Source organism: Bacillus sp. AM1(2019) (genome assembly GCF_009906915.1).
GTDB lineage: Bacteria > Bacillota > Bacilli > Bacillales > Bacillaceae > Bacillus > Bacillus velezensis.
The window spans coordinates 2,582,288-2,609,144 of record NZ_CP047644.1 but is presented as its reverse complement, the minus strand read 5'-3'; the positions used below and the strand labels follow the sequence as shown (position 1 = coordinate 2,609,144).

Below are 26,857 nucleotides of genomic sequence, written 5' to 3'. Positions count from 1 at the left end.
CATACGCTTGTGCGAAAAAACCGTCAATTTGTTTTTATTTATTCTTTTTTCCACTTTCCTGCGGCGAATATCGTTCCGATCTGAATCACAACACTTAACAGAGCGCACACTGCCACAACTGTGTTGCTGTCCATAGAAGACACCCTCCTTTTTGTTAGGTTGATGTATCATATGACAGCTGTCTCTGTTTTGACAAAACCGTAATGCGGTGTTTCATATTTTTCAACACAAAAAGGGCGCTTTTTTAAGCGCCTTTACTTTTTTTTCAGCCGGTTCAAAGCGATTTGAACGGCGATGGCGTCATCCAGGTAGCCGATCGGAAACATGTAATCCGGAATGACGTCGGTCGCTAAAATATAATACAGCAGCGCGCTCCCGAGAATCGCGCGGTCTTCAGCCGGTGTTGATTCATCCATATACTGATGATGCATGTTTTTCAAATGATCAATAAAAGGGCCGACGCTTTCTTCATTGTCCATTTTCTTTTGAAACTCATCGCAAATCAGGCGATGGCCCTGCTGGGTTTTGGCATATTGTTCATATCTGGTCAGTTCGCGCTCAATTTGCTCCCGGGAAAAAGGCTGATCAAACATCTCGGCCATATTCAGCATATCCTGAATCGCGTGCATCGGGTCTTGCGGCGCAGCTTCTTTTTCATGGCCGATGTCTATGCCTGACGCCTCAAGCAATTCCTCCAGCGGGGTGCGGAGATGTTTTGAAAATTCCTGAAGATGCTTTAAATTGGCCTTCTGCTTGCCGTTTATAATCCGGGAGATGGTGGCCGTATCAATGTTTGTTAAGGCGCCGAGTTTTCTCATGGAGAGCGAGTGCTTATCAAGCAGTGATTTTAAAAGGGGCCCCAGTGTCTTATTTTTATTTTCTGTCAAGGGTGTCACCTCGTTTCCGCCGGAATGATGATCATTAATCAATAATTTTTGCAGAAAAGGTACCTTTTCTGTGCGGCTGAATAGGATAGTGTAGATTCAACGGCACAACATGTTGAAAAGACATCAAAGAATGGAGAGAAACGAACATGGCTTGGTTATTGATTTTAGGTTTGGCAGTGTCCTCGAGCATTGATAATTTAGGAGTGGGGATGTCATACGGCATCAGAAAAATCAAAATATCGCATGCGTCGAATATGATGATCGCTTTTATCTGTTTTGTATTCAGTTATATCGGAATTTATTTCGGCAAATGGATTTCAGCCGTTTTACCGGGCTTTCTTCCTGTATTGCTGGCGGCGTTTATTTTATCTGTCATCGGTATCCGCATCATTCTGCTGGCTGTGCCGAGAAAAACAGCGCGTGTTGGCGCGTCAGGAAAAAAAGGCCGTTTTGCCGGTCTGCTGCAAAATCCGGAGGCAGCGGATGCCGACGGTTCGGGAGAAATCGGTATATTGGAATCCATGGTTCTCGGGGTGGCCGTATCCGCAAATGCGCTGACCAACGGATTAAGCGCGGGGTTGATCGGACTTTCTCCCGCTGCCATTTCCATCACTGCGGCGGTCGGAAGCTTTTTGACCATATGGATCGGCTGCTCGCTTGGAAAAAAAGCCGCATCATTGCGCATCGGTTCTTTTCACGTCGGACAGTTCAGCACGGTGCTGAGCGGAGTGATTATTCTCATCATTGCCGCCAATACGCTGCTCTTTTAAGTTGTCCCGTTCATTTTATGAAAAGCTCAAAATAAATATGAATGTTTCTATTCGGGAGAGCGCATGACGCGGCTCTCTTTTTTTGCCGATCTGATATTTTTTCAAAATGAACAGAAAGTCGTCCGTTTCCGTTAAATTCTGCATATTCGGCCTTCAGACAGAACCTTTTTCATAGACTGATCAGCTTGTTTTCTTTCTAAGTTCAGGTAAACAGCAGGTCAGATAGCCTTCATTCCAAATATGGAAAAGCGCTGGAGGAATGAAGGCTCCCTTTACAAATCGGCCATTCTGTTCAAAGATAAAGCCGAATGAGAAAACGTGAGGTGATCTGTGTGAAGTCTGTCATACTTCTGATCTTCACCGCATGGCTGTTATCAGGCTGCGAGTATACCGCGGAGGCTGATGCGGCGCCGTCATTTACACAGGAAGGAACATTTATAAAAGCGGCCGGAAACGATACAATCGCGGTCGAAATTGACGGAGAAAGGCAAGAGGTGAAGGTGCCTTTCGCCAAGCGGTTTGAATGTCAGTCTCTGCCTGAACATACGGCGGTGCAAATCACCTATAAAAAAGAGAGCAACGGACAATTACGGCTTGAGGAACTGAAAAAAGAAACAGATATGTGAAAACGGGGAGGAAAAAAACGTGGGTTTACTGACAAAAAGCGCTGCTGCCTTCGGTGCCGCTCTGCTTCTGCTTGCGCCGTCTGCTTATGCAGCTGAACCTTTGCAAGGGAAAACCATTTATATCGATGCCGGACATGGCGGAGAAGACAGCGGGGCCGGCGGAAATGGACTGCTTGAGAAAAACATCAATTTAGCGGTGTCAAACAAGGTGATCGCCAAATTGGAGACAGAAGGCGCAAAACCTGTAGCTTCAAGGACTGACGATACTTTTTTACGTTTGGACGAGCGGGTGGCGAAAGCAAGCGCCAGCCAATCCGATTTATTCGTCAGCCTCCATACGAATTCAGCCGTCTCAACGGCATCGGGCACGGAAACGTATTTTAATTCGACATATGAAGGCGCAGACAGCGAAAGGCTTGCTTCCGACATCCAGCAGCAGCTTGTCACGTCTTTAGGGATGAAGGACAGAGGCGTAAAAGAAGCTCCTTTTTATGTCATTACATATTCAAAGATGCCGAGTGTGCTGGCTGAATTAGGTTTTATCACAAATCCTCAAGATGCGGACAAGCTGAAAAGCGATAACGGACAAGAGCACGCCGCGGACGCCGTTGTAAACGGAATCGAAACCTATTACAGCGGCCGGTAATTATAAAATATGTGTAAATAGCGCCCTCCTTATGTGCATAACGATTATAATAGAGAAAACCGATGACAAACACCTGAGGTGACACATATGACAAATATTTTTGCCCACCGGGGGGCGTCGGGCGACTGCCCGGAAAATACGATGCCCGCGTTCAAAAAAGCGATTGAGGACGGGGCTGACGGAATTGAACTTGATGTACAGATGACAAAAGACGGCCGCATCGTGGTCATTCACGATGAAACCCTCGACCGCACGACGTCTTTGAAAGGATTTGTGAAAGATACGGCGTATGACAAAATCAGAACCGCCGATGCCGCCGGAAAATGGAAAGATGCTTTTAAAGGTGTCAGAATTCCGCTTTTGTCAGATGTGCTGCGTTTTGCGGAACGTACTGATTTTCTGATAAACATTGAGCTGAAAAACAGTGTATTCCGTTACGAAGGAATGGAAGAAGAAGTGATTAAAAAAGTCAGATATTACGGACTGGAAAAGCGCGTTATTTTTTCTTCATTTAATCATGAGAGTCTCGCGGTTTGCCACGCCCTGGCGCCTGAAATTGAACGGGCGGTGCTGACAATGGATGTGCTGTACCGGCCTGAACGGTATCTTGCAGCCATTCCCGCTTCGGGTTATCATCCGAAGCTCGGTACGCCGGCGGTGAGCGCTGAAGTGATCAAACATCTTGCAAAACACCAAGCGGCGCTCCGTCCGTTCACCGTCAATCGTCCTGAGGATATGAAGCAGCTGATGAAAGCGGGAGCAGACGCGATTTTTACCGATTATCCAAAACTGGCTGTTTCTATAAAAGAAGAATGCCGCAGCTGAGAAGACTGTTCAGACAGTCTTCTTTTTTTTATGGGCGGGAAAAAGGCGGTGCAATCATAACTCGGTCAGCCGGTTCATATATTGTAACAGGGCGTTTTGTGTAAGCGTTATCTTTTATCTTATTGAAAGTGAGGCAAAATTGTGGGAAAAACGGTTATCGTCAGTGCGGCAAGAACGCCGTTCGGAAAATTCGGCGGCGCATTAAAAGAGGTAAAGGCAGCCGAGCTTGGCGGCATTGCCATAAAAGAAGCAATCAAGCGCGCCGCTATCAGTGAAAGCGAAGCGGAAGGAGCGGTGATGGGAATGGTCGTCCAGGCGGGTGCCGGGCAGATTCCGGCACGGCAGGCTGCAAGATATGCCGGGCTTCCATGGTCCGTTCCGGCTGAAACCATTAATAAGGTCTGTGCATCAGGGCTCAGGGCCGTTACCATCTGTGATCAAATGATCCGGGCGAAAGATGCGGACGTGCTGATTGCAGGCGGAATGGAAAGCATGAGCAACATTCCGTACGCCATTCCGGCCGGCCGCTGGGGTGTGAGGATGGGGGACGGGGTGTTTCAGGATTTAATGGTTCATGACGGGCTGACCTGTGCGTTCGACCAGGTGCATATGGCTGTCCACGGAAGCACTGCGGCCAAAAAGTACGGCATTTCCCGGGATGAACAGGATCATTACGCTCTTTTGAGCCAGAAACGTGCGGCAGGGGCGGCTGAAGCGGGCAAATTGCGTGAAGAAATCGTTCCCGTCACCTGGACCGGCAAAAAGGGCAAACAGCATACTGTTGAAGCGGATGAGGGGCTGCGTCCTGATACGAGCCTTGAGCAGCTTGCAGCGCTCAAGCCAATTTTTACAGCCGACGGAACGGTTACAGCCGGAAACGCTCCCGGTGTAAATGACGGGGCCGGAGCATTTGTGCTGATGTCAGAGGAAAAAGCCGCAAAGCAGCATGTCAGGCCGCTCGCAGCGATACTTGGCTTTGCGTCAGTCGGACTGGAAGCGTCCGAGCTGGCAAGCGCGCCGGGAGAGGCCATCAGCCGGCTCTTGAAAAAAACCGGACTGTCCGTTGACGATATTGATTTGTTTGAAGTAAATGAAGCATTTGCGTCCGTCGTGCTCGTGAGTGAAAAAATAGCCGGGTTCAGCCGGGAAAAAGTGAATGTAAACGGAGGGGCGATTGCGTTCGGCCACCCGATCGGCGCAAGCGGAGCGAGAATCATCATGAGTTTAATATACGAATTAAAGCGTCGCGGAGGAGGTTTAGGCATAGCGGCTATATGTAGCGGAGCGGCTCAAGGAGATGCCGTCCTGCTGGAGGTGTACTGATCAAAGGAGGGAGCGCCGGATGAAGATGAAAACAATCATGGTCGCAGGTGCCGGTCAGATGGGAGCAGGCATCGCTCAGACGGCTGCAGAAGCCGGGTTTGCCGTCAAGTTATACGATTGGGAGCCGGAAACGGTAACAAAAGGTCTTCACCGCATAAAGACCAACCTGGAGAAAGAGCAGGCAAAAGGACGGAAGTCACGGCAGGAGACAGATGCCGTTTTCAGCCGTATTTCCCCGGCAGAACTCAGAGAAGCGGGAGATGCTGATTTTGTAATTGAAGCCATTGCCGAAAACAAAAAAGCAAAAGCAGAATTGTTTGACACACTAGATAAAATCTGTCCTCCGCATGCCGTATTGGCAAGCAATACGTCTTCTCTTCCCATTACGGAGCTTGCCGCGGCCACAAAAAGGCCTGAAAAAGTAATCGGCATGCATTTTATGAATCCGGTTCCTGTCATGGAGCTTGTCGAAGTCATCAGAGGACTCGCCACATCGGAAGAAACGGCGGAAACAGTAAAGAAGCTTGCCGTCCGGATGAATAAAACCCCTGTCGAAGTCAATGACTTCCCGGGCTTTATATCTAATCGCATATTAATGCCGATGATTAACGAAGCCGTTTATTGCCTTTACGAAGGAGCAGCTTCAAAGGAAGCGATTGATGAGGTGATGAAGCTCGGCATGCGGCATCCGATGGGTCCTTTAACATTAGCTGACTTCATCGGTCTGGATACGTGCCTTTCCATTATGGAGGTTCTGTATGCGGGGCTCGGAGATCCGAAATACCGCCCATGCCCTCTGCTCAGAAAATATGTCAGCGCCGGCTGGCTCGGCAAAAAAAGCGGGCGCGGTTTTTATGAGTACGGCAGATGACGTAAAGATCATGAGGGGAGACGGCAGCCATGCATTTTACAGAAGAGCACATCATGATGAGAAAAATGGTGCGTGATTTTGCCCGAAAGGAAATCGCGCCGATGGTTGAGCTCATGGAATCAACAGATGAATTTCCGGAGCGGCTGATTAAAAAAATGGGCGAAGCGGGATTGATGGGCATTCCCGTCCCGGAAGCTTACGGCGGGGCGGGTGCTGATACAACATCTTACATTTTAGCGATTCATGAAATATCAAAAGTCAGCGCGGCCGTCGGCGTCATTTTGTCCGTCCACACATCGGTAGGGACAATCCCGATTTTGCATTTTGGGACAGAAGTCCAAAAACAAACGTATATTCCGAAGCTGGCAGCGGGCGAATATATTGGGGCTTTTGCGCTTACTGAGCCTCAATCCGGATCTGATGCGGGAAGCCTGAAAACAAGAGCCGTGCGAAAAGGCGGTTCATATATTCTGAACGGTTCAAAAATCTTTATTACAAACGGCGGAGCGGCAGATCTGTATCTGACATTCGCCATAACCGATCCGGGTAAAGGGAGAAAGGGAATTTCCGCGTTTATCGTTGAAAAAAACACACCCGGTTTTTCTGTCGGAAAAAAAGAAAAAAAGCTCGGATTGTTAGGTTCCAATACTGTCGAATTGCAGTTTGACCAAGCGGAAATTCCGATTGAAAACCGGCTCGGCGAAGAGGGCGAGGGCTTTTCAATCGCCATGAAAAACCTTGACGTCGGACGGATCGGCATAGCGGCTCAGGCGCTCGGGATTATCGAAGCGGCGCTCGGCTGCTCGGTGGAGTACGCCAAAACCCGCAGCCAGTTCGGCAGACCCATCGCTTCGAATCAGGCCGTTTCATTTAAATTATCTGACATGGCGACGAATGCGGAAGCTGCCAAATTATTGGTCTATCATGCTGCTGATCTGTATCAGCGAGGGCTTCCGTGCGGAAAAGAAGCATCTATGGCGAAGCAATTCGCGTCCGATGCGGCGATGAAAGCGGCGGTGGAGGCTGTGCAGATTCACGGCGGCTACGGCTATATGAAAGAATATCCCGCGGAGCGTTTATTTCGGGATGCGAAAGTCACGCAAATCTATGAAGGAACCAATGAGATTCAAAGGCTGATTATTTCTAAGTATCTTCTTCAATAAAAAGTGCGCAAAGGAGCGAAACCATGGAATCTTATTCTCCCGGTTTAGATGGCGTCATTGCGGTGGAAACGGGGATTTCTTTCCTGGATACACAGCAGGGCAGTATTTTAATCAAAGGCCACGATCTGATTGAGCTTTCTAAAACGGCCGGCTATATGGACATTGTTCATCTCTTATTGGAAGACAGACTTCCTGATGCGAAAGAGAAGGCGGCGCTTGAAGAAGACGTTCGGCGCGGCGGACACCTTCCCGAGGAAATCTTGCACATATGCCGTCTGCTGCCCGAACATACTCACCCGATGGACGGACTGAGGACGGGTTTGTCCGCCCTTGGAGGCTTTGACAAGGACATCGATGACCGTTCATCTTCCGTAAATCAGCACCGTGTACGCGGACTGATAGGCAAAATGCCGAATCTGACGGTCAACAGCTATCGAGTCATCAACGGGCTGGAGCCTTTGGCGCCGGTCGGAACCTTATCATACAGCGCAAACTTTTTATATATGATTACCGGAAAAACGCCGTCATCTTTGGAAGAAGAAATCTTCGACCGGTCGCTTCTTTTATACAGTGAGCATGAATTGCCGAACTCAACGTTTACGGCCCGTGTCATTGCTTCGACGCAATCGGATATTTACGGCGCGCTGACCGGAGCCGTCGCCTCGCTTAAAGGAAACCTTCACGGCGGCGCGAACGAAGCGGTTATGTACATGCTTGAGGAAGCGAAGGATACAGACGGGTTTACACAATTGTTAACTCAAAAACTCGCAAACAAAGAAAAAATCATGGGCTTCGGCCACCGTGTCTACATGAAAAAAATGGACCCGAGGGCGCTCATGATGAAAGAAGCGTTAAAAAAGCTGTCTGATCTTTCAGGTGATTTCCGTCTTTATAATATGTGTGAAGCCGGCGAAACCGTCATGCGGGAGAAAAAAGGCCTTTATCCGAATTTAGATTACTACGCAGCGCCGGTCTATTACATGCTCGGCATCCCGATCCCGCTGTACACGCCTATATTCTTCAGCGCACGGACGGTCGGACTGTGCGCCCACGTCATTGAACAGCACAGCCGAAACCGGCTTTTCCGCCCGCGTGTCCGCTATACCGGAGCGCGCCTGTAAACAGATGAGAAAGGAAGATGAAAACATGACAGAACCCCGCCGAATGGACGCTGTAATCGAAGAGATTTCTGACTACGTGCTCCATCAGGAGATTGACAGTTCAGAAGCATTCACTACGGCAGGACATGTGCTTCTTGATACGATAGGCTGCGGAATTTTGGCGCTCAGCTATCCCGAATGTACAAAGCTGCTCGGCCCGATTGTCCCGGGAACCTCCGTGCCCAACGGCAGCAGAGTCCCGGGCACGCCTTTTGTTTTAGACCCGGTCACGGCTGCTTTTAATATCGGCTGTATCAACAGGTGGCTTGATTATAATGATACGTGGCTTGCTGCGGAATGGGGTCATCCGTCTGACAATCTCGGAGGCATATTAGCTTGTGCGGATTATTTATCCAGAGTGCGGATTTCAGAAGGGAAAGAACCGCTTACCGTGCGCGATGTGCTTTGCGCAATGATCAAAGCGCACGAAATTCAAGGGATTCTCGCTTTGGAAAACAGCTTAAACAGAGTGGGGCTTGACCATGTGCTGTTTGTGAAAGTGGCGACTGCGGCTGTTTGCGCGCAAATGCTGGGCGGCTCAAGAGAGGAAATCAATAACGCCGTATCTCACGCTTGGATTGATAATTCAAGCCTCAGAACGTATCGTCATGCGCCGAACACCGGATCACGCAAATCATGGGCGGCCGGCGACGCGACGAGCAGAGGCGTATATTTGGCCCTTATGGCGCAAAAAGGTGAAATGGGGTACCCGACGGCTCTGACCGCATCTGGGTGGGGATTTCAAGACGTACTGTTTAACCGGCAGGAAATGAAGCTTGCCCGCCCGCTTGGGTCCTATGTGATGGAGAATGTTTTATTTAAAGTATCCTACCCGGCTGAATTTCACGCCCAGACAGCGGCGGAATGCGCGGTCCGGCTTCATCCGGAGGTGAAAGACCGCATTGAAGACATTGATAGGATCACGATTATGACCCATGAGTCGGCAATCCGGATTATCGATAAAAAAGGGCCGCTTCACAATCCGGCTGACCGGGATCACTGCCTCCAGTATATTACGGCAATCGGGCTGCTTTTCGGAGATATCACGGCGGATCATTATGAAGAGGAAACGGCGTCTGACCCGCGAATTGATACATTGCGGAGCAAAATGGAGGTGACGGAACACAAAGCGTACTCAAAAGATTACTTAGACCCGAATAAGCGATCCATATCAAATGCCGTACAGGTGCATTTTACAGACGGCACGGCTACGGGACGGATTGAATGTGAATACCCGCTCGGACACCGGTTCCGCAGAAAAGAAGCCGTTCCGAAGATTCTTGCCAAGTTTTCAGCAAACATCAGCACTCATTTTTCATTGAAGCAGCAGCGAAAAATCGAAGAGGCCTGCGAACATAGCGGCCGAATGCAGAAGCTCAGCGTTAGTGAATTTATGGACTTATTTCTCGTATAAAATAGGAGGGTGACAAACATGACGTGGATCGTCAGCGAGCAGTCGTCTCAAGAGGAGCTTGCAGAGCGGTTCCGTACGCTGATGGCAGCGCCGGATCTATTGCAGATCCCCGGCGCTCACGATGCGATGGCCGCTCTTATCGCCAAGAAAACGGGGTTTTCGGCTCTTTATTTATCAGGCGCGGCTTACACGGCGAGCAGAGGGCTGCCCGATTTAGGGATCATCACGTCGGCGGAAATGGCTGAACGGGTTAAAGATCTGGTCCGCTCGTCTGATCTGCCCGTCCTTGTCGATATTGACACGGGTTTCGGAGGAGTGCTGAATGCCGCCCGGACGGCGAAAGAAATGTATGAAGCGCGCGCGGCCGCCGTCCAGATGGAGGATCAGCGCCTGCCGAAAAAATGCGGACATCTGAATGGGAAGCAGCTCGTGCCGATTGAAGAAATGGCGCAAAAAATCCAAGCGGTCAAGCGGGCCGCGCCGACCCTTCTTGTTGTTGCGAGAACAGACGCCAGACAGCAGGAAGGGCTGGAGGGGGCATTAACAAGGGCGTCCGCTTATATAAAAGCGGGTGCTGACGCTGTTTTTCCGGAAGCGCTCCAATCCGAAAGTGAATTCAGAGCGTTTTCCAAACAAATCAGTGTGCCGATTCTCGCAAACATGACTGAATTCGGAAAAACGCCGTATTACAGTGCTGATGAATTTTCCGATATGGGCTGTCAGATGGTCATTTACCCGGTCACGTCACTCAGAACGGCGGCCAAGGCTTTTGAGCGTATTTTCCGCCTTCTGAAAGAAGAAGGCTCGCAAAAAGAGGGGCTTTCAGATATGCAGACGAGAAAAGAATTATATGAAACGATCGCTTACGATGACTATGAAGAACTGGATCAATCCATTGCCAAAACGATACTGCCGGACGACTGAAAAAGCCCTTTTTTTGCAAGGGCTTTTTTTACAGCTTTTTTTTCCTGAACCGCGGGCTGACTTGATTGCGTTTCCGATCTCTGTACAAAATAAACCCGGCCAGAACATAAAGGCCGAACAAAAAAAACGCCAATCCGGCCGCCCCCTGAAGAAAAAGGGACGGAAACGGGGAAAACACATGTCCGAATAATGCATCTCTCATCAGCTTAATGCCGAGCGCCGCGACAGCGCCGGGGAGGACCAGAATCAAAAGCGCAACAAGCCGGCTCATATTCAGAAAACCCCTTTACGATATGTTTTCCTTTATTGTCCAATCGAAAAAATATTTTGTCAAGAGATCAAAACGTGGTAACATAGGGGTTGTGCAAATTATTGCAACGGGAAATACAGGCGTGCAAATTTTTTCATATAAAGGGGTATCGGGATGCAGAAGGTGCTGATTATAGGTGCTGGTAAAGGAGGCACGGCGCTCCTACAGATTTTGATGAAAACAAAGCTGATCCGGATTATTGCGGTGGTTGATCAAGATCCGGAGGCGCAAGGGCTGCAAGAAGCCCGGAAATATGGAATTGCAACCTCATCAGATTGGAAATCTTACATAACCGAAGATATAGATATTATCATCCATACAACAGGCGATAAAGCGGTCATGGATGAGCTGCTCCATGAGAAAAAAGAACAAACCATCGTCATGCCGGGAAAATTGGCGTACATGGTGTTTCAGCTGATGGAGGAAAAACAGCAGCTTATCCAAATGCTCAAGTCGCAGACGTATAAGCATGACCGGATTTTTAATTCAACGCACGACGGCATGATTTTTATAGACGTCAACGAAACGATCATTTTATTTAATCAGATGGCAGAAAAAATGGTCGGCCAAAAACGGGAGGATGTCATCGGCCGCCAAATTAAAGACGTAGTGCCGAACACAAAGCTGCCGCGGATTCTGGAAACGAGAGAGCCGGAATATAACCAGAAGCAGCTTCTCGGAAAGCACCTGCAGATTGTCACGACAAGACTGCCGATCATTGATGAAGGCGGAAAACTTCTCGGCGCGTTATGCGTGTTTAAAGACATCACCGACGCAGTTGAACTGGCGGAAGAGGTCACGAACTTAAAACAAATCCGCACCATGCTTGAAGCGATTATTCAATCCTCAGACGAGGCCATTTCCGTCGTTGATGAAAACGGCATCGGAATGTTAATCAACAAAGCGTATACAAAAATGACCGGGCTGTCAGAAAGCGAAGTCATCGGAAAACCCGCTTCCACCGATATCTCAGAAGGGGAGAGTATGCACCTGAAAGTATTGGGGACAAGGCGGCCTGTGCGGGGTGTGAGAATGAAGGTCGGCCCCAATAAAAAGGATGTCATCGTAAATGTTGCCCCCGTTATTGTGGACGGTATTTTAAAAGGCAGCGTCGGCGTCATTCACGATGTGTCAGAAATTAAAACGCTGACTGCTGAGCTGAATCGGGCGCGCCAGATCATCCGCACGCTTGAAGCGAAATACACGTTTGATGACATTATCGGCACGAGTGAACAAATGCTGGTCGCCCTTGAACAGGCGAAGCTCGGGGCGAAAACGCCGGCGACGATTCTGCTGCGGGGAGAATCCGGCACAGGAAAAGAACTTTTCGCCCACGCCATCCATAATGAAAGCGACCGAAAATACAATAAATTCATCCGGGTCAATTGTGCGGCCCTGTCTGAATCCCTGCTAGAATCCGAGCTTTTCGGCTATGAGGAAGGCGCGTTTACGGGCGCGAGGCGCGGAGGCAAAAAAGGACTTTTTGAGGAAGCGAATAACGGCAGCATTTTCTTAGATGAAATCGGAGAGCTGACCCAAAGCACTCAGGCAAAGCTGCTCAGAGTTCTGCAGGAAAAAGAAATTATCAGAGTCGGCGGCGCTAAAGCGATTTCTGTCAATGTCAGAATTATCGCAGCGACAAACGTCAACATCGAAAAGGCCATGGCGGAAGGCGCGTTCCGTGAAGACCTGTATTACCGGATTAACCGCTATCCGATCTCAATCCCGCCGCTTCGGCAGCGCAAAGAAGATATTGAAGCGCTGAGCATTCGGCTCATTGAAAAAATCAATCAGGATTACGGCCGCAATGTAAAGGGGCTCGCGCCGAACGCGCTGCGAGCTTTATCAGCCTACAGCTGGCCGGGAAACGTCCGGGAGCTTGAAAATGTTCTCGGACGGGCAATGATATTTTTAGAGCCGCACATGGAACGGATCGAACAGCAGCATCTGCCTGTTTTTGAATCAGAGCTGAATGAAAAAAACGGCACCCAAAGTGATTTTCCGGATGTGGAAGGGGAAAAGCTGTCTCAGGCTGTTGAAAAATTTGAAGCGCACGTCATTCAAAAAACGCTTGAAAAGCATAAATTCAACCGAACCAAAACGGCAAAAGCGCTTGGTGTCAGCATTCGGAATCTGTACTACAAAATGGACAAGTACGGCCTTGCAAATGACGGCATGCAATAAATTGCAGAGAAAGCGCAAACAGCTGCATGTTTTCTTGAAAAAGCCGGAATAAACCCTCCCGCATATTTGGCACGGAACTTGCATTGTTAAAAGCGGATTCGCACAAGGAAGGTGGTACAAAATGAAGCTGAGAGACCTAGTTGAAAAAGCCGCGGCAAAAAACGCAAAAACCATTGCAGTGGCCCACGCAGCAGATAAAGAAGTGATCCAGACCGTCAAAATGGCGGCAGAACACTTGTCGGTACGATTTTTACTGACGGGTGACAGCGGAAAGCTGAAAGAGCTTCTGGCAAATGAGCCGAAGTTCAATGCTGAAATCATCCACGCCGATTCACCCGAAGAATCTGCGGCAAAAGCAGTGCGCGCAGTGCGTGAACAAGAGGCGGACATTTTAATGAAAGGGAATCTCCCGAGCTCAACTCTTCTGAAATCGGTTTTAAACCGCCATGAAGGGCTTCGTTCAAAAAGGGTGTTATCACATGTAGCCGTTTTTGAGGTGCCGGACTATGACCGGCTGATGTATGTGACTGATTCAGCGCTGAACATTGCCCCGTCTCTTGAAGAGCTCGGGCATATTCTGCAAAATGCGGTTCATGTCGCACATTCAGTAGGGAACCCTATGCCGAAAGCCGCAGTCCTTGCCGCTATTGAAACGGTTAATCCGAAAATGGAGGCGACGCTGAACGCGGCTGCGATCGTCCAGATGTGCAACAGAGGACAGATTACCGGCTGCATTGCGGACGGACCGCTTGCTTTGGATAATGCCGTATCCCAAGCGGCTGCGCTGCAAAAAGGGATTTCCGGAAGCGTAGCGGGCCAGGCGGATATTCTCTTGGTTCCTTCAATCGAGGCCGGAAATATGCTTTATAAGTCAATGATTTATTTTGCGAAAGCAAATGTTGCTGCCGTCATCGCCGGTGCAAAAGCGCCGATCGCATTAACGAGCAGAGCGGATACCGCAGAAAATAAACTGTATTCAATTGCGCTTGCGATTTGCGCATCACAAGAACAGTAGGAGGAACGAACCTATGGAAATTTTTAAATATATGGAGACTTATGATTACGAACAATTGGTATTCTGCCAAGATGAACAATCCGGATTAAAAGCGATCATCGCGATTCATGATACGACGCTCGGCCCTGCACTTGGCGGAACAAGAATGTGGACATATGACAGTGAAGAAGCGGCGATTGAAGATGCATTAAGACTCGCAAAAGGCATGACTTATAAAAATGCGGCTGCCGGTTTAAACTTAGGCGGCGGGAAAACCGTTATTATCGGAGACCCGCGCAAAGATAAAAATGAAGAAATGTTCCGCGCGTTCGGGCGCTACATCCAAGGCTTAAACGGAAGGTATATTACGGCGGAAGACGTCGGCACAACCGTTGAAGATATGGACATCATTCATGATGAAACAGACTATGTAACCGGAATTTCTCCGGCATTCGGTTCATCAGGAAATCCGTCCCCGGTTACGGCGTACGGCGTCTACAAAGGGATGAAAGCCGCAGCGAAAGCGGCGTTTGGCACTGATTCACTGGAAGGTAAAACAATTGCCGTGCAAGGCGTGGGAAATGTGGCTTACAATCTATGCCGCCACCTTCACGAAGAAGGCGCTTCTTTAATCGTAACGGATATCAATAAAGAATCTGTTAAACGTGCCGTTGAGGACTTCGGCGCCCGCGCAGTTGATCCCGACGACATTTACTCACAGGCGTGCGATATTTATGCCCCATGTGCTCTCGGCGCCGTCATTAACGATGACACGATTAAACAGCTGAAGGCGAAAGTTATTGCGGGAGCGGCCAATAACCAGCTGAAAGAAACACGTCACGGCGATACCATTCATGAAATGGGAATCGTGTACGCTCCGGATTATGTCATCAATGCAGGCGGCGTCATCAATGTAGCCGATGAGCTTTACGGCTACAATGCTGAGCGGGCTTTGAAAAAGGTTGAGGGCATCTATGCAAACATTGAGCGGGTGCTCGATATTTCCGCGCGTGACGGCATTCCGACATACTTAGCGGCTGACCGTTTGGCTGAGGAACGAATTGAGCGCATGCGCCGTTCAAGAAGCCAGTTTCTGCAAAACGGCCAAAGTATATTAAGCAGACGATAGGAATTTGATCTGGAGGTATGAAAATGTTCGAAAAGGAAAAACGCATTCTCATTCTGAATCCAGGCTCAACATCAACGAAAATCGGTGTCTTTCACAATGAACGCTGTATCTTTGAAAAGACGCTGCGGCATCCCGAAGAAGAGCTGAAAACATTTAACAGCATTATCGACCAATACGAATTTCGAAAAATAAGCATTCTTGAGTCTTTACACGAACAGGGCATCAACATTTCAAAGTTCGATGCCGTTTGTGCCAGAGGCGGCCTGCTCAGACCGATTGAGGGCGGCACATATGAAGTGAATGACGCCATGATCACTGATTTGAAAAACGGCTACAACGGCCAGCATGCTTCTAATCTGGGCGGAATTATTGCCAGGGAAATAGCTGACGGATTAAATATCCCCGCGTATATCGTCGATCCGGTCGTGGTGGATGAGATGACTCCGCTCGCTAAAGTATCAGGAATGCCTGAAATCAAGCGGAAAAGCATTTTCCATGCTTTGAACCAAAAAGCTGTTGCCCGTCAGGCGGCGGCATCCCTCGGCAAACGGTATGAACAGATGAAGATGATCGTCACTCATATGGGCGGCGGCACCACAGTCGGTGTCCATGATTGCGGACGGGTGACAGATGTCAACAACGGGCTTCACGGAGAAGGCCCCTTCAGCCCGGAGCGCGCGGGAACCGTTCCGGCGGGTGATTTGGTGGAAATGTGTTTTTCCGGCAAGTATTCAAAAGCCGATATGATGAAAAAACTTGTCGGCACGGGCGGACTCTCCGGCTACCTGGGGACAACGGACGCGGTCAAAGTGGAAAAACGCATTCAGGCCGGAGATGAAAACGCGCGTCTCATTTATGACGCCATGGCTTATCAAGTAGCAAAAGAAATCGGGGCGGCAAGCGCCGTTTTAAAAGGAAAAGTAGACATTATCGTCCTGACGGGCGGATTGGCGTACGGGAAAAGTTTCGTATCCGCTATCAGATCGTACATAGATTGGATTTCGGATGTACTGGTGTACCCGGGAGAAAATGAACTGCAATCTCTCGCGCAAGGCGCGCTTCGGGTTTTAGCCGGTGAGGAGCAGTCAAAGCAATATCAGATCGGCGAAGGAGTGAAAACAAATGGCGACTGAGTATGATGTGGTCATTCTGGGCGGCGGCACGGGCGGTTATGTAGCCGCCATCAGAGCGGCCCAGCTCGGCTTAAAAACGGCCGTTGTAGAAAAAGAAAAGCTCGGCGGAACATGCCTGCATAAAGGATGTATTCCGAGTAAAGCGCTGTTAAGAAGCGCGGAAGTGTACCGAATCGCAAAGGAAGCGGCAGCATTCGGCATTGAAACGGAAGGTGTCTCCCTCCGCTTTGACAGCGTACAAAAACGAAAACAGGGAATCGTTGACCGGCTGGCAGGCGGTGTCGCCCACTTGATGAAAAAGGGGAAGATTGATGTATTCAACGGGTACGGACGTATGCTCGGCCCTTCCATCTTCTCACCTCTTCCCGGTACAGTTTCCGTCGAATACGCAAATGGTGAAGAAAACGACATGCTGATACCGAAACAATTGATTATCGCAACCGGTTCAAGGCCGAAAATGCTGCCGGGTTTAGAAGCAGACGGTACATATATTCTGACATCAGATGAAGCGTTAGAGCTTGAACGTCTGCCCCAATCCATGATGATCGTCGGCGGCGGTGTCATCGGAATTGAATGGGCATCCATGCTGAACGATTTCGGCGTCAATATCACTGTGATTGAATATGCGGACCGCATTTTGCCGACTGAAGACCGTGATATTTCAAGCGAGATGGAAAAACTGTTAACGAAAAAAGGAATTAAAATCGTGACGGGTGCGAAAGTGCTTCCGGATACACTGGAAAAAGCGGACGGCGTTTCAATTGCCGCTGAAAAGAATGGAAAAAAAGAAACGTATCACGCGGAACAAATGCTTGTTTCCATCGGCCGCCAGCCGAACATTGAAGGGATCGGCCTTGAAAACACGGACATTGAAGCGGAAAACGGTTCTATCATCGTGAACGAAGCCGGGCAGACGAAGGAATCGCACATTTATGCGATCGGTGATGTTGTCGGCGGGCTGCAGCTTGCGCATGTGGCCTCCCGTGAAGGCATCATTGCCGTTGAGCATATGGCGGGTCTTAATCCGGCTCCGCTTGATGCCGCTCTTGTGCCGAAATGCATTTATTCAAATCCGGAAGCGGCGAGCGTCGGTCTGACATCAGATGAAGCTCTTCGAAAAGGGCATGAACTGAAAATCGGGAAGTTTCCGTTCATGGCGATCGGAAAGGCTCTTGTATACGGAGAAAGCGACGGCTTTGTCAAAATCGTCGCCGATCGGAATACAGATGATATTCTCGGTGTTCATATGATCGGTCCGCACGTCACCGATATGATCTCTGAAGCGGGGCTTGCCAAGGTGCTCGATGCGACGCCTTGGGAAATCGGCCAGTCCATACATCCGCATCCGTCGCTGTCAGAAGCGATTGGAGAAGCTGCGTTAGCCGCAGACGGAAACGCGATTCATTTTTAAAAGGAAAGAAGGAGGGGTTTGAATGACTACAAACCGCCATCAAGCATTAGGGCTCTCTGACGAAGAAGCCGTTGAAATGTATAGAACCATGCTGTTAGCCAGAAAAATCGACGAAAGAATGTGGCTCTTAAACCGCTCGGGCAAAATTCCGTTCGTTGTTTCATGTCAAGGACAGGAAGCGGCACAAGTAGGCGCGGCCTATGCCTTAAACCGTGATACCGACTATGTACTTCCTTACTACAGAGATATAGGGGTTGTGCTTGCATTCGGTATGACTGCAAAGGATTTGATGATGTCCGGTTTTGCGAAAGCGGCTGACCCGAACTCAGGCGGAAGGCAGATGCCGGGCCACTTCGGGCAAAAGGAAAACAGAATCGTAACGGGCTCATCCCCTGTTACGACGCAGGTGCCTCACGCAGTCGGAATCGCGCTTGCGGGACGCATGGATAAAAAGGATATCGTCTCTTTCGTTACCTTTGGAGAAGGATCTTCCAACCAGGGGGATTTTCACGAAGGGGCAAACTTTGCCGCCGTGTATAAACTGCCGGTCATTTTCATGTGTGAAAACAATAAGTATGCCATTTCTGTCCCGTATGACAAACAGGTGGCGTGCGAGAAAATATCCGACCGGGCGGCAGGCTACGGCATGCCGGGAGTCACTGTTGACGGAAACGACCTGCTGGAAGTTTACCGGGCCGTAAAAGAAGCGCGCGAACGGGCATCTAAAGGCGAAGGCCCTACATTAATAGAAACGGTTTCCTACCGTTTGACGCCGCATTCCAGTGATGACGACGACAGCAGCTACAGAGAACGCGAAGAAGTAGAAGAAGCGAAGAAACAAGATCCGCTTCTTTTATACAAAGCATACTTGCAAGAAGCCGGGCTTCTAGGTGAAGAAGAAGAAAAGACCATGCTGGATGACATCATGGCTATCGTAAACGAAGCGACAGACGAAGCGGAGAAAGCGCCATACGCATCTCCTGAATCAACGCTTGATCACGTTTATGCGAAGTAGGGAGGAATACTTATGTCTGTAATGTCTTATATTGACAGTATTAATGCAGCAATGAAAGAAGAAATGGAAAGAGATCCGCGCGTGTTTGTTCTCGGGGAAGACGTCGGGAGAAAAGGCGGCGTGTTTAAAGCAACGGCGGGTCTCTATGAACAGTTCGGAGAAGAGCGTGTGATGGATACGCCGCTTGCTGAATCAGCGATTGCCGGTGTCGGGATCGGCGCCGCGATGTACGGCATGCGTCCGATTGCCGAGATGCAGTTTGCCGATTTCATTCTGCCTGCGGTCAACCAAATCATTTCAGAAGCGGCAAAAATACGCTACCGTTCAAACAATGATTGGAGCTGTCCGATGGTCATCAGAGCGCCTTACGGCGGCGGCGTGCACGGCGCGTTGTATCATTCCCAATCTGTGGAGGCCATTTTTGCCAACCAGCCGGGCCTTAAAATTGTCATGCCTTCAACTCCTTATGACGCAAAAGGGCTGTTGAAAGCTGCAGTCCGTGACGAAGATCCGGTGCTGTTTTTAGAACATAAGAGGGCGTACCGCCTGATTAAAGGCGAAGTCCCTGCGGATGATTACGTCCTTCCGATCGGAAAGGCGGATGTAAAACGCGAAGGCAGCGACATTACTGTTATTACGTACGGATTATGCGTCCATTTTGCTCTGCAGGCTGCCGAGCGTCTTGAAAAAGACGGAATTTCAGCGCACGTATTAGATTTGCGTACGGTTTATCCGTTAGATAAAGAAGCCATCATTGAAGCTGCTTCTAAAACGGGAAAAGTATTGCTGATCACGGAAGATACGAAAGAAGGCGGTATTATGAGCGAGGTCGCCGCCATTATTTCTGAAAACTGCTTATTTGATTTAGACGCGCCGATCAAGCGGCTTGCAGGTCCTGACGTTCCGGCAATGCCTTATGCGCCGACAATGGAAAAATACTTCATGATGAATCCTGACAAAGCAGAAGCCGCGATGAGAGAATTAGCGGAGTTTTAAAGACGTAAGGAGGTTTTTGACATGGCGATTGAACAAATGGCTATGCCTCAGCTCGGAGAGAGCGTGACGGAAGGGACGATCAGCAAGTGGCTGGTATCCCCCGGTGATCAAGTGAATAAATATGACCCCATCGCGGAGGTCATGACAGATAAAGTGAATGCGGAGGTGCCGTCTTCTTTTACCGGTACGATTACAGAACTTGTAGGAGAAGAAGGCCAGACTCTTGCAGTCGGCGAGATTATCTGCAAAATTGAAACAGAAGAAACGGAAACCGAAGAGGCGCCGAAGCGGGAAGAAGAGCAGAATACCCCTTCAGACACCGATGCAAACCGTCAAGGTAAAGATCAGTCAAATAAAGCGCGTTATTCGCCGGCCGTGCTCAGATTAGCGGGAGAACACGGCATTCAGCTTGAAGAAGTTGAAGGAACGGGTGCAGGCGGAAGAATTACGCGAAAAGACATTCAAAAGATCATTGATTCGGGAATGAAGCAGAAATCGGAAGCACCGGCGCCGGCTGCTGTTCAAACAACGCAACAAGCGCCGAAACAACAGCAAAAACAAGCACCGGCACCCGCTCTGTCAGCCGGTGATATTGAAATTCCGGTTACAGGCGTCAGAAAAGCCATCGCCGCCAATATGCATAAAAGCAAAACAGAAATTCCGCATGCCTGGACGATGATGGAAGTCGACGTCACGAACATGACGGCGTACAGAAACAGCATTAAAGACTCATTTAAACAAAAAGAAGGCTTTAATTTAACGTTTTTCGCTTTCTTTGTAAAAGCGGCGGCGCAGGCTCTCAAAGAGTTCCCGCAGATGAACAGCATGTGGGCGGGAGACAAAATCGTCCAAAAGAAAGACATCAACATCTCCATTGCCGTTGCCACGGAAGATTCGCTGTTTGTTCCGGTTATTAAGCATGCTGATGAAAAAACGATTAAAGGCATAGCCAGAGAAATAACGGACCTTGCGAAAAAAGTGAGAAACGGAAAACTTACCGCGGAAGATATGCAGGGCGGCACATTTACCGTCAATAACACGGGATCTTTCGGCTCAGTTCAATCTATGGGCATTATCAACCATCCGCAGGCGGCGATTCTTCAGGTAGAATCTATCGTCAAACGTCCGGTTGTCATGAATAACGGGATGATCGCCGTTCGTGATATGGTTAATCTTTGCCTGTCTTTAGATCACAGAGTGCTCGACGGGCTCGTGTGCGGCCGATTCCTCGGACGCGTCAAAGAGATCTTAGAAAACATTGATGAACATACGTCCGTCTATTAAAAAAAAACTCCTTTTGCCCGGGCGGCAAAAGGAGTTTTTTTATTTTCATTGTGAATCCTCGGGAACAAGCATAGTGAGATGATGTTTTTTCACTTCGATCGTACAAGGTGTTGTTCCGTATACCTCGCCATCTGTATCCGCGTCCATTTCACGTCCGGTTTCGATTTCAATCCTGGAGGCCTGAATATAGGACAGCTCCCCTTTGAAATCATCAAATGAACCCTGCTCCATCGTCATCAGCTCCCGCAACGCGGCAAGGCTTGTGTTACGGCAGATTAACACATCGGCTAAGCCGTCCCGGAGGCTGGCATCAGGCAGGGGAACTCTGTTTGTCCCGATATAATGCCCGTTCATGACAAGCACCATTACGGCTTCGTCTTCTTTCACCTCGCCGTCAATCGTCAATTTGACAGGAAACGGGTTCGCGCTTGTCATCGTCCGCAAGGCGCTCGTGAAGTAGCTGATTTTACCAAGCCATGCTTTTTCAGTTTCATTAATATGGCTTGATGCTTCGGTGATCAATCCGATGCCCCAGAAGTTCAGAAAATAGCCGTCATCCGTTTTACAGACGTCAATCATCTGTTTATGTCCGGCCGCGAGCGCTTCAGCGGCCTTTTGAAGGTTTTGCGGGATGCCGAGCGCCCGGGAGAAATCGTTGCACGTTCCTCCCGGCAAAATGCCGACAGCGGGTCTGTGATCAAGCTTGCTGATGCTGTTGATGCATTGATGCACAGTGCCGTCCCCGCCTAAAATATATAAATGGTCAACTGAACTGTCGAGATTTTCACAATACTGACGGGCATCATCCTGATGTTTGGTCGGTTTAATCAAAAGTTCGTCAGCTGACTGGGCCAAAATGGGGACGACCGTGCCGAGGGTTTTATCAATCTGTTTTTGACCGGCGTTTCCGTTATAAATTAATACTGCTTTCCGTTGGCTCATACGACTGCTCCTTTATTTCAGACAATCTCCTTAACAAGTTTCCCGTTTTTAAAAGGTCATAAACTTACATCGGGAACATAAAAGGGTCAAAAAACAATTGGTTATGAGCGGTGTCATTTGCCGATAGGGAGGTTCCTTGCTATCATAAGAAGAGATGATCAAAAAGGAGAGGTCCCAGTTGAATATGGATTTTAATTTATTTATGAATGATGTCGTGCGTCAAGCCCGCCAGGAAATCACGGCCGCGGGGTATACAGAGCTGAAAACCGCTGAGGAAGTGGACGATGCGCTTTCGAAAAAAGGAACCACACTCGTCATGGTCAACTCTGTGTGCGGATGCGCAGGCGGTATTGCACGGCCTGCCGCGTACCATTCCGTACATTACGATAAACGCCCGGATCAGCTTGTGACGGTATTTGCCGGACAGGATAAAGAAGCGACAGCCAAAGCGAGAGAATACTTTGAAGGCTATCCGCCGTCCTCTCCGTCATTTGCCATTTTAAAAGACGGGAAAATCATGAAAATGGTGGAACGCCATGAAATTGAAGGCCATGAGCCGATGGCCGTCGTCACAAAACTGCAGGAAGCATTTGAAGAATATTGTGAAGAAGTATAAGTGAAAGAAAAACCCCGGAGCCGAGCGCTTGCGGGGTTTTTTTATGGAATCTGTATAAATATAAATATTTATACATCGGTGTTCAGCTGTCACTAATCTGAAAAACAATGACTATAATAAACACAGAAAGGAAAATATATTTTTCAAAAATAGTATTGCATCACACTTAAAAAGTGTTTAAAATACAAGTTAACGAATAAATATTCAATTTTAAGAGATCAGTAGATATGGGGGAAATGAATCATGAAGAAATGGCTGTTGGTATTAGCTGCCGCATGTATCACCTTTGCGCTGTCCGCCTGCGGATCAGGCAATTCAGGCTCAGAGGGCGGAAAGAACAAGCTGATTATGGGTACATCGGCTGACTATAAACCATTTGAATATAAAGACGGCGATCAGATCACCGGGTTTGACGTTGATCTGGCAAAAGCTCTGGGCAAAAAGACCGGCTATGACGTTGAGGTGCAGGACATGGACTTCAACAGCCTGATTACAGCCTTGAAGTCCAAGCAGGTAGATATGATTTTATCTGGAATGACACCTACGCCGGAACGGAAAAAGCAAGTTGATTTTTCTGATATTTATTATACTGCTAACAATATGATTGTTACGAAAAAGGGAAGCAGCATTAAATCCCTGAATGATCTGAAAGGCAAAACCGTCGGTGTGCAGCTCGGCTCCATTCAAGAGGAAAAAGGCAAGAAGCTCGCTTCGAAATACGGTTTTCAGCTCGAAGACCGCAACCGGATCTCAGATTTAACCGAAGAGATCAAATCCGGGCGTTTTGATGCCGCGATTATCGAAGACATCGTAGCACAAGGCTATTTCAATTCAAATCAAGATCTGCAGGGCTTTGCGTCAGCAGATGCGAAATCAGACGAATCGGGCTCCGCGATTGCGTTCCGCAAAGACAGTGATCTGACAGCGAAGTTTAACAAAGCGCTGAAAGAAATGGAGAAAAACGGAGAAATCGAAAAACTGAAGAAAAAATGGTTCACCAACGAGAAATAAAAGAAAGCTCAACTTTTCGTTGAGCTTTTTATCTTGAATAAAGACAAAGGAGATCACACGTATGAATTTGGATTTCTCAGCGACAATCCCCCAAATTCCTTTTATATTGGAAGGCCTTGCGGTCACATTGAAAATTGTGCTCGTTTCAGCGGTCATCGGTCTTGTATTAGGAATCGTGCTCAGCTTATTTAAAATCAGCACGATCAGTCCGCTGAAATGGATTGCGGATTTTTATACTTCGATATTCCGCGGCACGCCGCTCGTGCTGCAGCTGATGATCATCTATTTCGGTATGCCGCAGCTCCTCGGCTTTCAGATCGATCAATTTTGGGCGGCAGTCACCGCATTATCGCTCAATTCGGCCGCTTACGTCTCTGAAATTATCAGAGCGGGAATCAACGCAATTGACAAAGGACAAAAAGAGGCTGCCGTCGCTCTCGGCGTGCCATACGGAAAAATGATGAAAGATCTGCTGCTGCCGCAGGCGTTTAAAAACATTTCTCCGGCTATTATTAACGAATTAATCACCTTAACGAAAGAATCGGCGATCGTCACAGTTATCGGTCTTGGCGACATTATGAGACGGGCCTACCAGTCCGGCGCCGCAACATACAACTATTTAGAACCTCTTATTGTGGCGGGCTTAATCTATTACGTGCTCGTTTTGATCTTAGCATTCATCGGAAAAGGCGTAGAAAGGAAGCTGAAAGCCAATGATTAAGGTCGACAACCTGTCAAAATCATTCGGGAAACATGAAGTACTGAAAAACATTTCAACACAGATCGAAGAAGGGGAAGTCGTCGCTGTCATCGGCCCTTCCGGTTCCGGAAAATCAACGTTTCTGCGCTGCTTAAATCTGCTGGAAACCCCGAGCGGCGGAACGATTGCCATTAAAGAAAACGAAATTACCGCAGCTAAAACGAATAAACTGAAAGTGCGGGAAAATATCGGCATGGTATTTCAGCATTTTCATTTGTTTCCTCATAAAACGGTGCTTGAAAATATCACATACGCGCCAGTCAGCGTGAAGAAAGAGTCTAAAAAGGAGGCGGAGGAAAAGGCGTGCGCTCTCCTTGAAAAAGTCGGACTGCTTGACAAACGGAACGACTATCCGAACCGTTTGTCAGGCGGACAGAAGCAGCGGGTCGCCATCGCGCGGGCGCTTGCCATGAATCCTGACATCATGCTGTTTGATGAACCGACCTCGGCTCTTGACCCGGAAATGGTCAAAGAAGTTCTTGAGGTGATGAAAGAGCTCGCGCAGACGGGCATGACAATGGTGATCGTAACGCACGAAATGGGATTTGCCAAAGAAGTCGCAGACCGCGTATTATTTATGGATGAAGGGACGATCGTGGAAGACGGGCAGCCGGAAGAATTTTTTCTTTCTCCGAAGTCAAAAAGAGCACAGGACTTTTTAGAAAAAATATTATAAAATATAACTGGAAGAAAAGAAGAAGAATGCTCTTCTTCTTTTTTTTGAGAAAGAAACAAACAGAATGGAGCAAGCAATGTTTAAAATCGGTTACCGCACACTAAAGACCGCACTTGGAACGGCGCTGGCCATTTATTTAGCCCAGCTGTTGCATCTGCAAAACTTCGCATCCGCAGGAATCATCACCATATTGTGCATCCAGATTACGCAAAAGCGGTCGCTTCAGGCCTCGTGGGCCCGATTTGCCGCCTGTTTATTGGCGATCGTCTTCTCATATGTCTTTTTCGGGCTGATCGGCTATTACCCGTTTGCGATCGGAATATTGCTGGTGCTGTTCATTCCGACTACAGTCGTTTTAAAAATAAACGAAGGGATCGTCACCAGCTCAGTAATCATTCTTCATTTATATATGTCCGGCGGCATTACGATGGCGTTTATCTGGAATGAGTTCCAGCTGATCACCGTAGGTATCGGCGTCGCGCTGTTAATGAATCTGTATATGCCGAGCCTTGACAGAAAACTCGCGGCGTACCGGAAAAAAATCGAGGACAACTTTTCCGTCATCTTCGCCGAAATCGAACGGTATTTGTTAACTGGTGAGCAAGATTGGTCGGGGAAGGAAATACCGGAGACGCATCAGATGATTCAAGAGGCGAAAAACCTCGCCTATCGGGACGTGCAGAATTATATTTTGCGCCATGAAAATCTTTACTATCATTATTTTAAGATGAGACAGAAACAATTTGAAATCATTGAACGGCTGCTGCCGAAGATTACCTCTATTTCAATAACGGTGGAGCAGGGCAAAATAATCGCCCATTTCATCCATGAATTAAGGGAAGCCATTCACCCCGGCAATACCGCTCATAAATTTTTAAAAAGACTTGCAGAAATGAGAACGGAATTTGAAGAAATGCCGCTCCCGGCAACGCGCGAGGAGTTTGAAGCGCGGGCGGCTTTGTTCCACCTCCTCGGTGAGATGGAACAATATCTCGTGATTAAAAGTTATTTCAAAGGCATCAAGCTGTAAAAAACATATGGATCAATCGCATGAGTCTTCCTTTCATTGGTCATTCTAATGAAAAAAGGAGGGGAGCCCATGCGATTTTTTTTATTGTCAGCCGCCCTGCTGCTGTCTCCGCTTTGGCCGCTTGGCGCAAACCCTTTGCCGGGTGACCCTTATATTATCGTCAATAAAGCCACAAATGCGCTTGCTGTTGTGAAGGATAACCGAATAGAAGGCATTTATCAGGTGGCGACGGGAAAAACGGATGATTTGACGCCTGAAGGAGAATTTACGGTAACGGTCAAAGCCGTCAATCCGTATTACCGGAAGAAAAATGTAAAGGGAGGCGCGCCGGAAAACCCGCTCGGCGTCCGCTGGATCGGTTTTGACGCGAAAGGAACCGACGGCAGGATATACGGCATTCACGGAACAAACAGAGAAGAGCTGATCGGGGGGTTTGTATCAAACGGCTGCATCCGTATGAAAAACCGGGATGTCATCCGTATTTTCCGGATTATCCCTCCCGGAACGAAAGTATTGATTACAAAAGAAAACCGCTCATTCGAGGACATTGCAATAGAGCGGAAAGCCCTCATAAAAAAGCAGGAAACCCCCTTGCAATGAGGCGCCTGCTTTTTTACCGCAAATACATCATAATGCCTGAGAGGAGGGTTGAAAGTATAAATACGCCCAAAATGACGATGACGGCGCTTTTCATAAATTTTTGAGACATTGTTTCACTCCTTAAGATTACTGTCTATCATTTTAACGTGTTTTGCTT

Annotated in this window: 28 protein-coding genes; 24 read left to right on the top strand and 4 right to left on the bottom strand. The window is 48.5% G+C overall.

What is annotated here, in order from left to right; all coding sequences use genetic code 11:
• Positions 1 to 254 precede the first annotated feature (254 nt).
• Positions 255 to 887, bottom strand: a complete 633-nt coding sequence (locus GNE05_RS12705; protein ID WP_014418348.1) for a helix-turn-helix domain-containing protein — start codon at positions 885 to 887, stop codon at positions 255 to 257.
• A 146-nt stretch (positions 888 to 1,033) separates the two neighbouring features.
• On the opposite strand from GNE05_RS12705, the gene ytaF reads away from it, so the two are divergent.
• The 10 genes from ytaF (at position 1,034) to prpB (ending at position 10,609) form a co-directional block, all read left to right on the top strand.
• The gene (gene ytaF / locus GNE05_RS12700; RefSeq protein WP_007408366.1) at positions 1,034 to 1,657 is read left to right on the top strand and encodes a sporulation membrane protein YtaF; all 624 of its coding nucleotides are present in this window, start codon (positions 1,034 to 1,036) and stop codon (positions 1,655 to 1,657) included.
• A gap of 308 nt (positions 1,658 to 1,965) precedes the next feature.
• Positions 1,966 to 2,283 (top strand): hypothetical protein, encoded by a 318-nt coding sequence (locus GNE05_RS12695; protein ID WP_014721488.1) that lies wholly within the window; start codon positions 1,966 to 1,968, stop codon positions 2,281 to 2,283.
• Positions 2,284 to 2,302: 19 nt separating this feature from the next.
• On the top strand, positions 2,303 to 2,929 hold the full coding sequence (locus tag GNE05_RS12690) for an N-acetylmuramoyl-L-alanine amidase family protein (RefSeq protein ID WP_017418119.1): 627 nt from the start codon (positions 2,303 to 2,305) through the stop codon (positions 2,927 to 2,929).
• Positions 2,930 to 3,016: 87 nt separating this feature from the next.
• Positions 3,017 to 3,754 carry a glycerophosphodiester phosphodiesterase gene (locus GNE05_RS12685; RefSeq protein WP_021494297.1) on the top strand — a complete coding sequence of 246 codons (738 nt, stop codon included), beginning with the start codon at positions 3,017 to 3,019 and terminating at the stop codon, positions 3,752 to 3,754.
• A gap of 141 nt (positions 3,755 to 3,895) precedes the next feature.
• Positions 3,896 to 5,077: an acetyl-CoA C-acetyltransferase gene (locus tag GNE05_RS12680; protein WP_160182868.1), complete on the top strand. Its 1,182-nt coding sequence runs from the start codon at positions 3,896 to 3,898 to the stop codon at positions 5,075 to 5,077.
• Positions 5,078 to 5,096: 19 nt separating this feature from the next.
• Complete coding sequence (locus tag GNE05_RS12675; protein ID WP_160182867.1) at positions 5,097 to 5,948, top strand: 3-hydroxybutyryl-CoA dehydrogenase; 852 nt, start codon at positions 5,097 to 5,099, stop codon at positions 5,946 to 5,948.
• Positions 5,949 to 5,977: 29 nt separating this feature from the next.
• Positions 5,978 to 7,111: an acyl-CoA dehydrogenase gene (locus GNE05_RS12670; RefSeq protein WP_160182866.1), complete on the top strand. Its 1,134-nt coding sequence runs from the start codon at positions 5,978 to 5,980 to the stop codon at positions 7,109 to 7,111.
• Between the two features lie 23 nt (positions 7,112 to 7,134).
• On the top strand, positions 7,135 to 8,232 hold the full coding sequence (gene mmgD / locus GNE05_RS12665; protein WP_007612474.1) for a citrate synthase: 1,098 nt from the start codon (positions 7,135 to 7,137) through the stop codon (positions 8,230 to 8,232).
• A gap of 25 nt (positions 8,233 to 8,257) precedes the next feature.
• Positions 8,258 to 9,685, top strand: a complete 1,428-nt coding sequence (locus GNE05_RS12660) for a bifunctional 2-methylcitrate dehydratase/aconitate hydratase (protein WP_201741786.1) — start codon at positions 8,258 to 8,260, stop codon at positions 9,683 to 9,685.
• Between the two features lie 18 nt (positions 9,686 to 9,703).
• Entirely contained in the window at positions 9,704 to 10,609 is a 906-nt protein-coding gene (prpB, locus tag GNE05_RS12655) for a methylisocitrate lyase (protein WP_022552985.1), read from the top strand.
• 28 nt (positions 10,610 to 10,637) lie between these two features.
• Here the strand turns inward: prpB and GNE05_RS12650 are convergent, their stop codons facing one another.
• Entirely contained in the window at positions 10,638 to 10,880 is a 243-nt protein-coding gene (locus GNE05_RS12650; RefSeq protein ID WP_014418340.1) for a DUF2627 domain-containing protein, read from the bottom strand.
• 153 nt (positions 10,881 to 11,033) lie between these two features.
• Here GNE05_RS12650 and GNE05_RS12645 point away from each other — a divergent pair, with 153 nt between their 5' ends.
• The 8 genes from GNE05_RS12645 (at position 11,034) to GNE05_RS12610 (ending at position 21,065) form a co-directional block, all read left to right on the top strand.
• Positions 11,034 to 13,103: a sigma-54 interaction domain-containing protein gene (locus GNE05_RS12645; RefSeq protein WP_160182864.1), complete on the top strand. Its 2,070-nt coding sequence runs from the start codon at positions 11,034 to 11,036 to the stop codon at positions 13,101 to 13,103.
• 121 nt (positions 13,104 to 13,224) lie between these two features.
• Positions 13,225 to 14,118, top strand: a complete 894-nt coding sequence (yqiS, locus tag GNE05_RS12640; RefSeq protein WP_160182863.1) for a phosphate butyryltransferase — start codon at positions 13,225 to 13,227, stop codon at positions 14,116 to 14,118.
• Positions 14,119 to 14,131: 13 nt separating this feature from the next.
• The gene (gene bcd, locus GNE05_RS12635; RefSeq protein ID WP_007612452.1) at positions 14,132 to 15,226 is read left to right on the top strand and encodes a branched-chain amino acid dehydrogenase; all 1,095 of its coding nucleotides are present in this window, start codon (positions 14,132 to 14,134) and stop codon (positions 15,224 to 15,226) included.
• Between the two features lie 17 nt (positions 15,227 to 15,243).
• Positions 15,244 to 16,359 carry a butyrate kinase gene (gene buk, locus GNE05_RS12630; protein WP_014721483.1) on the top strand — a complete coding sequence of 372 codons (1,116 nt, stop codon included), beginning with the start codon at positions 15,244 to 15,246 and terminating at the stop codon, positions 16,357 to 16,359.
• Positions 16,349 to 17,770 (top strand): dihydrolipoyl dehydrogenase, encoded by a 1,422-nt coding sequence (lpdA, locus tag GNE05_RS12625; RefSeq protein WP_160182862.1) that lies wholly within the window; start codon positions 16,349 to 16,351, stop codon positions 17,768 to 17,770. Before buk ends, lpdA begins: the two co-directional genes overlap by 11 nt.
• Before the next feature lie 22 nt (positions 17,771 to 17,792).
• On the top strand, positions 17,793 to 18,785 hold the full coding sequence (locus GNE05_RS12620) for a thiamine pyrophosphate-dependent dehydrogenase E1 component subunit alpha (protein WP_014418336.1): 993 nt from the start codon (positions 17,793 to 17,795) through the stop codon (positions 18,783 to 18,785).
• A gap of 12 nt (positions 18,786 to 18,797) precedes the next feature.
• Positions 18,798 to 19,781, top strand: coding sequence for a 3-methyl-2-oxobutanoate dehydrogenase subunit beta (bfmBAB, locus tag GNE05_RS12615; protein ID WP_061862377.1), 984 nt, complete (start codon positions 18,798 to 18,800; stop codon positions 19,779 to 19,781).
• A 21-nt stretch (positions 19,782 to 19,802) separates the two neighbouring features.
• Positions 19,803 to 21,065, top strand: a complete 1,263-nt coding sequence (locus GNE05_RS12610; protein WP_029973898.1) for a dihydrolipoamide acetyltransferase family protein — start codon at positions 19,803 to 19,805, stop codon at positions 21,063 to 21,065.
• Between the two features lie 45 nt (positions 21,066 to 21,110).
• Here the strand turns inward: GNE05_RS12610 and GNE05_RS12605 are convergent, their stop codons facing one another.
• Positions 21,111 to 22,007 carry a YegS/Rv2252/BmrU family lipid kinase gene (locus tag GNE05_RS12605; protein WP_022552989.1) on the bottom strand — a complete coding sequence of 299 codons (897 nt, stop codon included), beginning with the start codon at positions 22,005 to 22,007 and terminating at the stop codon, positions 21,111 to 21,113.
• Between the two features lie 178 nt (positions 22,008 to 22,185).
• On the opposite strand from GNE05_RS12605, the gene brxB reads away from it, so the two are divergent.
• From brxB to GNE05_RS12575, 6 genes are all read left to right on the top strand, one after another.
• Positions 22,186 to 22,623, top strand: a complete 438-nt coding sequence (gene brxB / locus GNE05_RS12600; protein ID WP_015417784.1) for a bacilliredoxin BrxB — start codon at positions 22,186 to 22,188, stop codon at positions 22,621 to 22,623.
• A 243-nt stretch (positions 22,624 to 22,866) separates the two neighbouring features.
• A complete protein-coding gene (locus GNE05_RS12595) occupies positions 22,867 to 23,634 on the top strand; it encodes an arginine ABC transporter substrate-binding protein ArtP (protein ID WP_014418331.1) in 768 nt (255 codons plus the stop codon).
• A gap of 61 nt (positions 23,635 to 23,695) precedes the next feature.
• Entirely contained in the window at positions 23,696 to 24,355 is a 660-nt protein-coding gene (locus GNE05_RS12590) for an arginine ABC transporter permease ArtQ (protein ID WP_003153227.1), read from the top strand.
• Positions 24,348 to 25,070: an arginine ABC transporter ATP-binding protein ArtM gene (locus GNE05_RS12585; protein WP_003153229.1), complete on the top strand. Its 723-nt coding sequence runs from the start codon at positions 24,348 to 24,350 to the stop codon at positions 25,068 to 25,070. The genes GNE05_RS12590 and GNE05_RS12585 overlap by 8 nt, the downstream gene beginning before the upstream one ends.
• Positions 25,071 to 25,146: 76 nt before the next feature.
• Positions 25,147 to 26,100 (top strand): aromatic acid exporter family protein, encoded by a 954-nt coding sequence (locus tag GNE05_RS12580; RefSeq protein ID WP_160183212.1) that lies wholly within the window; start codon positions 25,147 to 25,149, stop codon positions 26,098 to 26,100.
• 69 nt (positions 26,101 to 26,169) lie between these two features.
• On the top strand, positions 26,170 to 26,700 hold the full coding sequence (locus tag GNE05_RS12575; RefSeq protein ID WP_014418329.1) for a L,D-transpeptidase: 531 nt from the start codon (positions 26,170 to 26,172) through the stop codon (positions 26,698 to 26,700).
• Positions 26,701 to 26,713: 13 nt separating this feature from the next.
• Here GNE05_RS12575 and prli42 read toward each other — a convergent pair whose 3' ends face one another.
• Complete coding sequence (prli42, locus tag GNE05_RS12570) at positions 26,714 to 26,809, bottom strand: stressosome-associated protein Prli42 (protein WP_007408390.1); 96 nt, start codon at positions 26,807 to 26,809, stop codon at positions 26,714 to 26,716.
• Positions 26,810 to 26,857 lie beyond the last annotated feature (48 nt).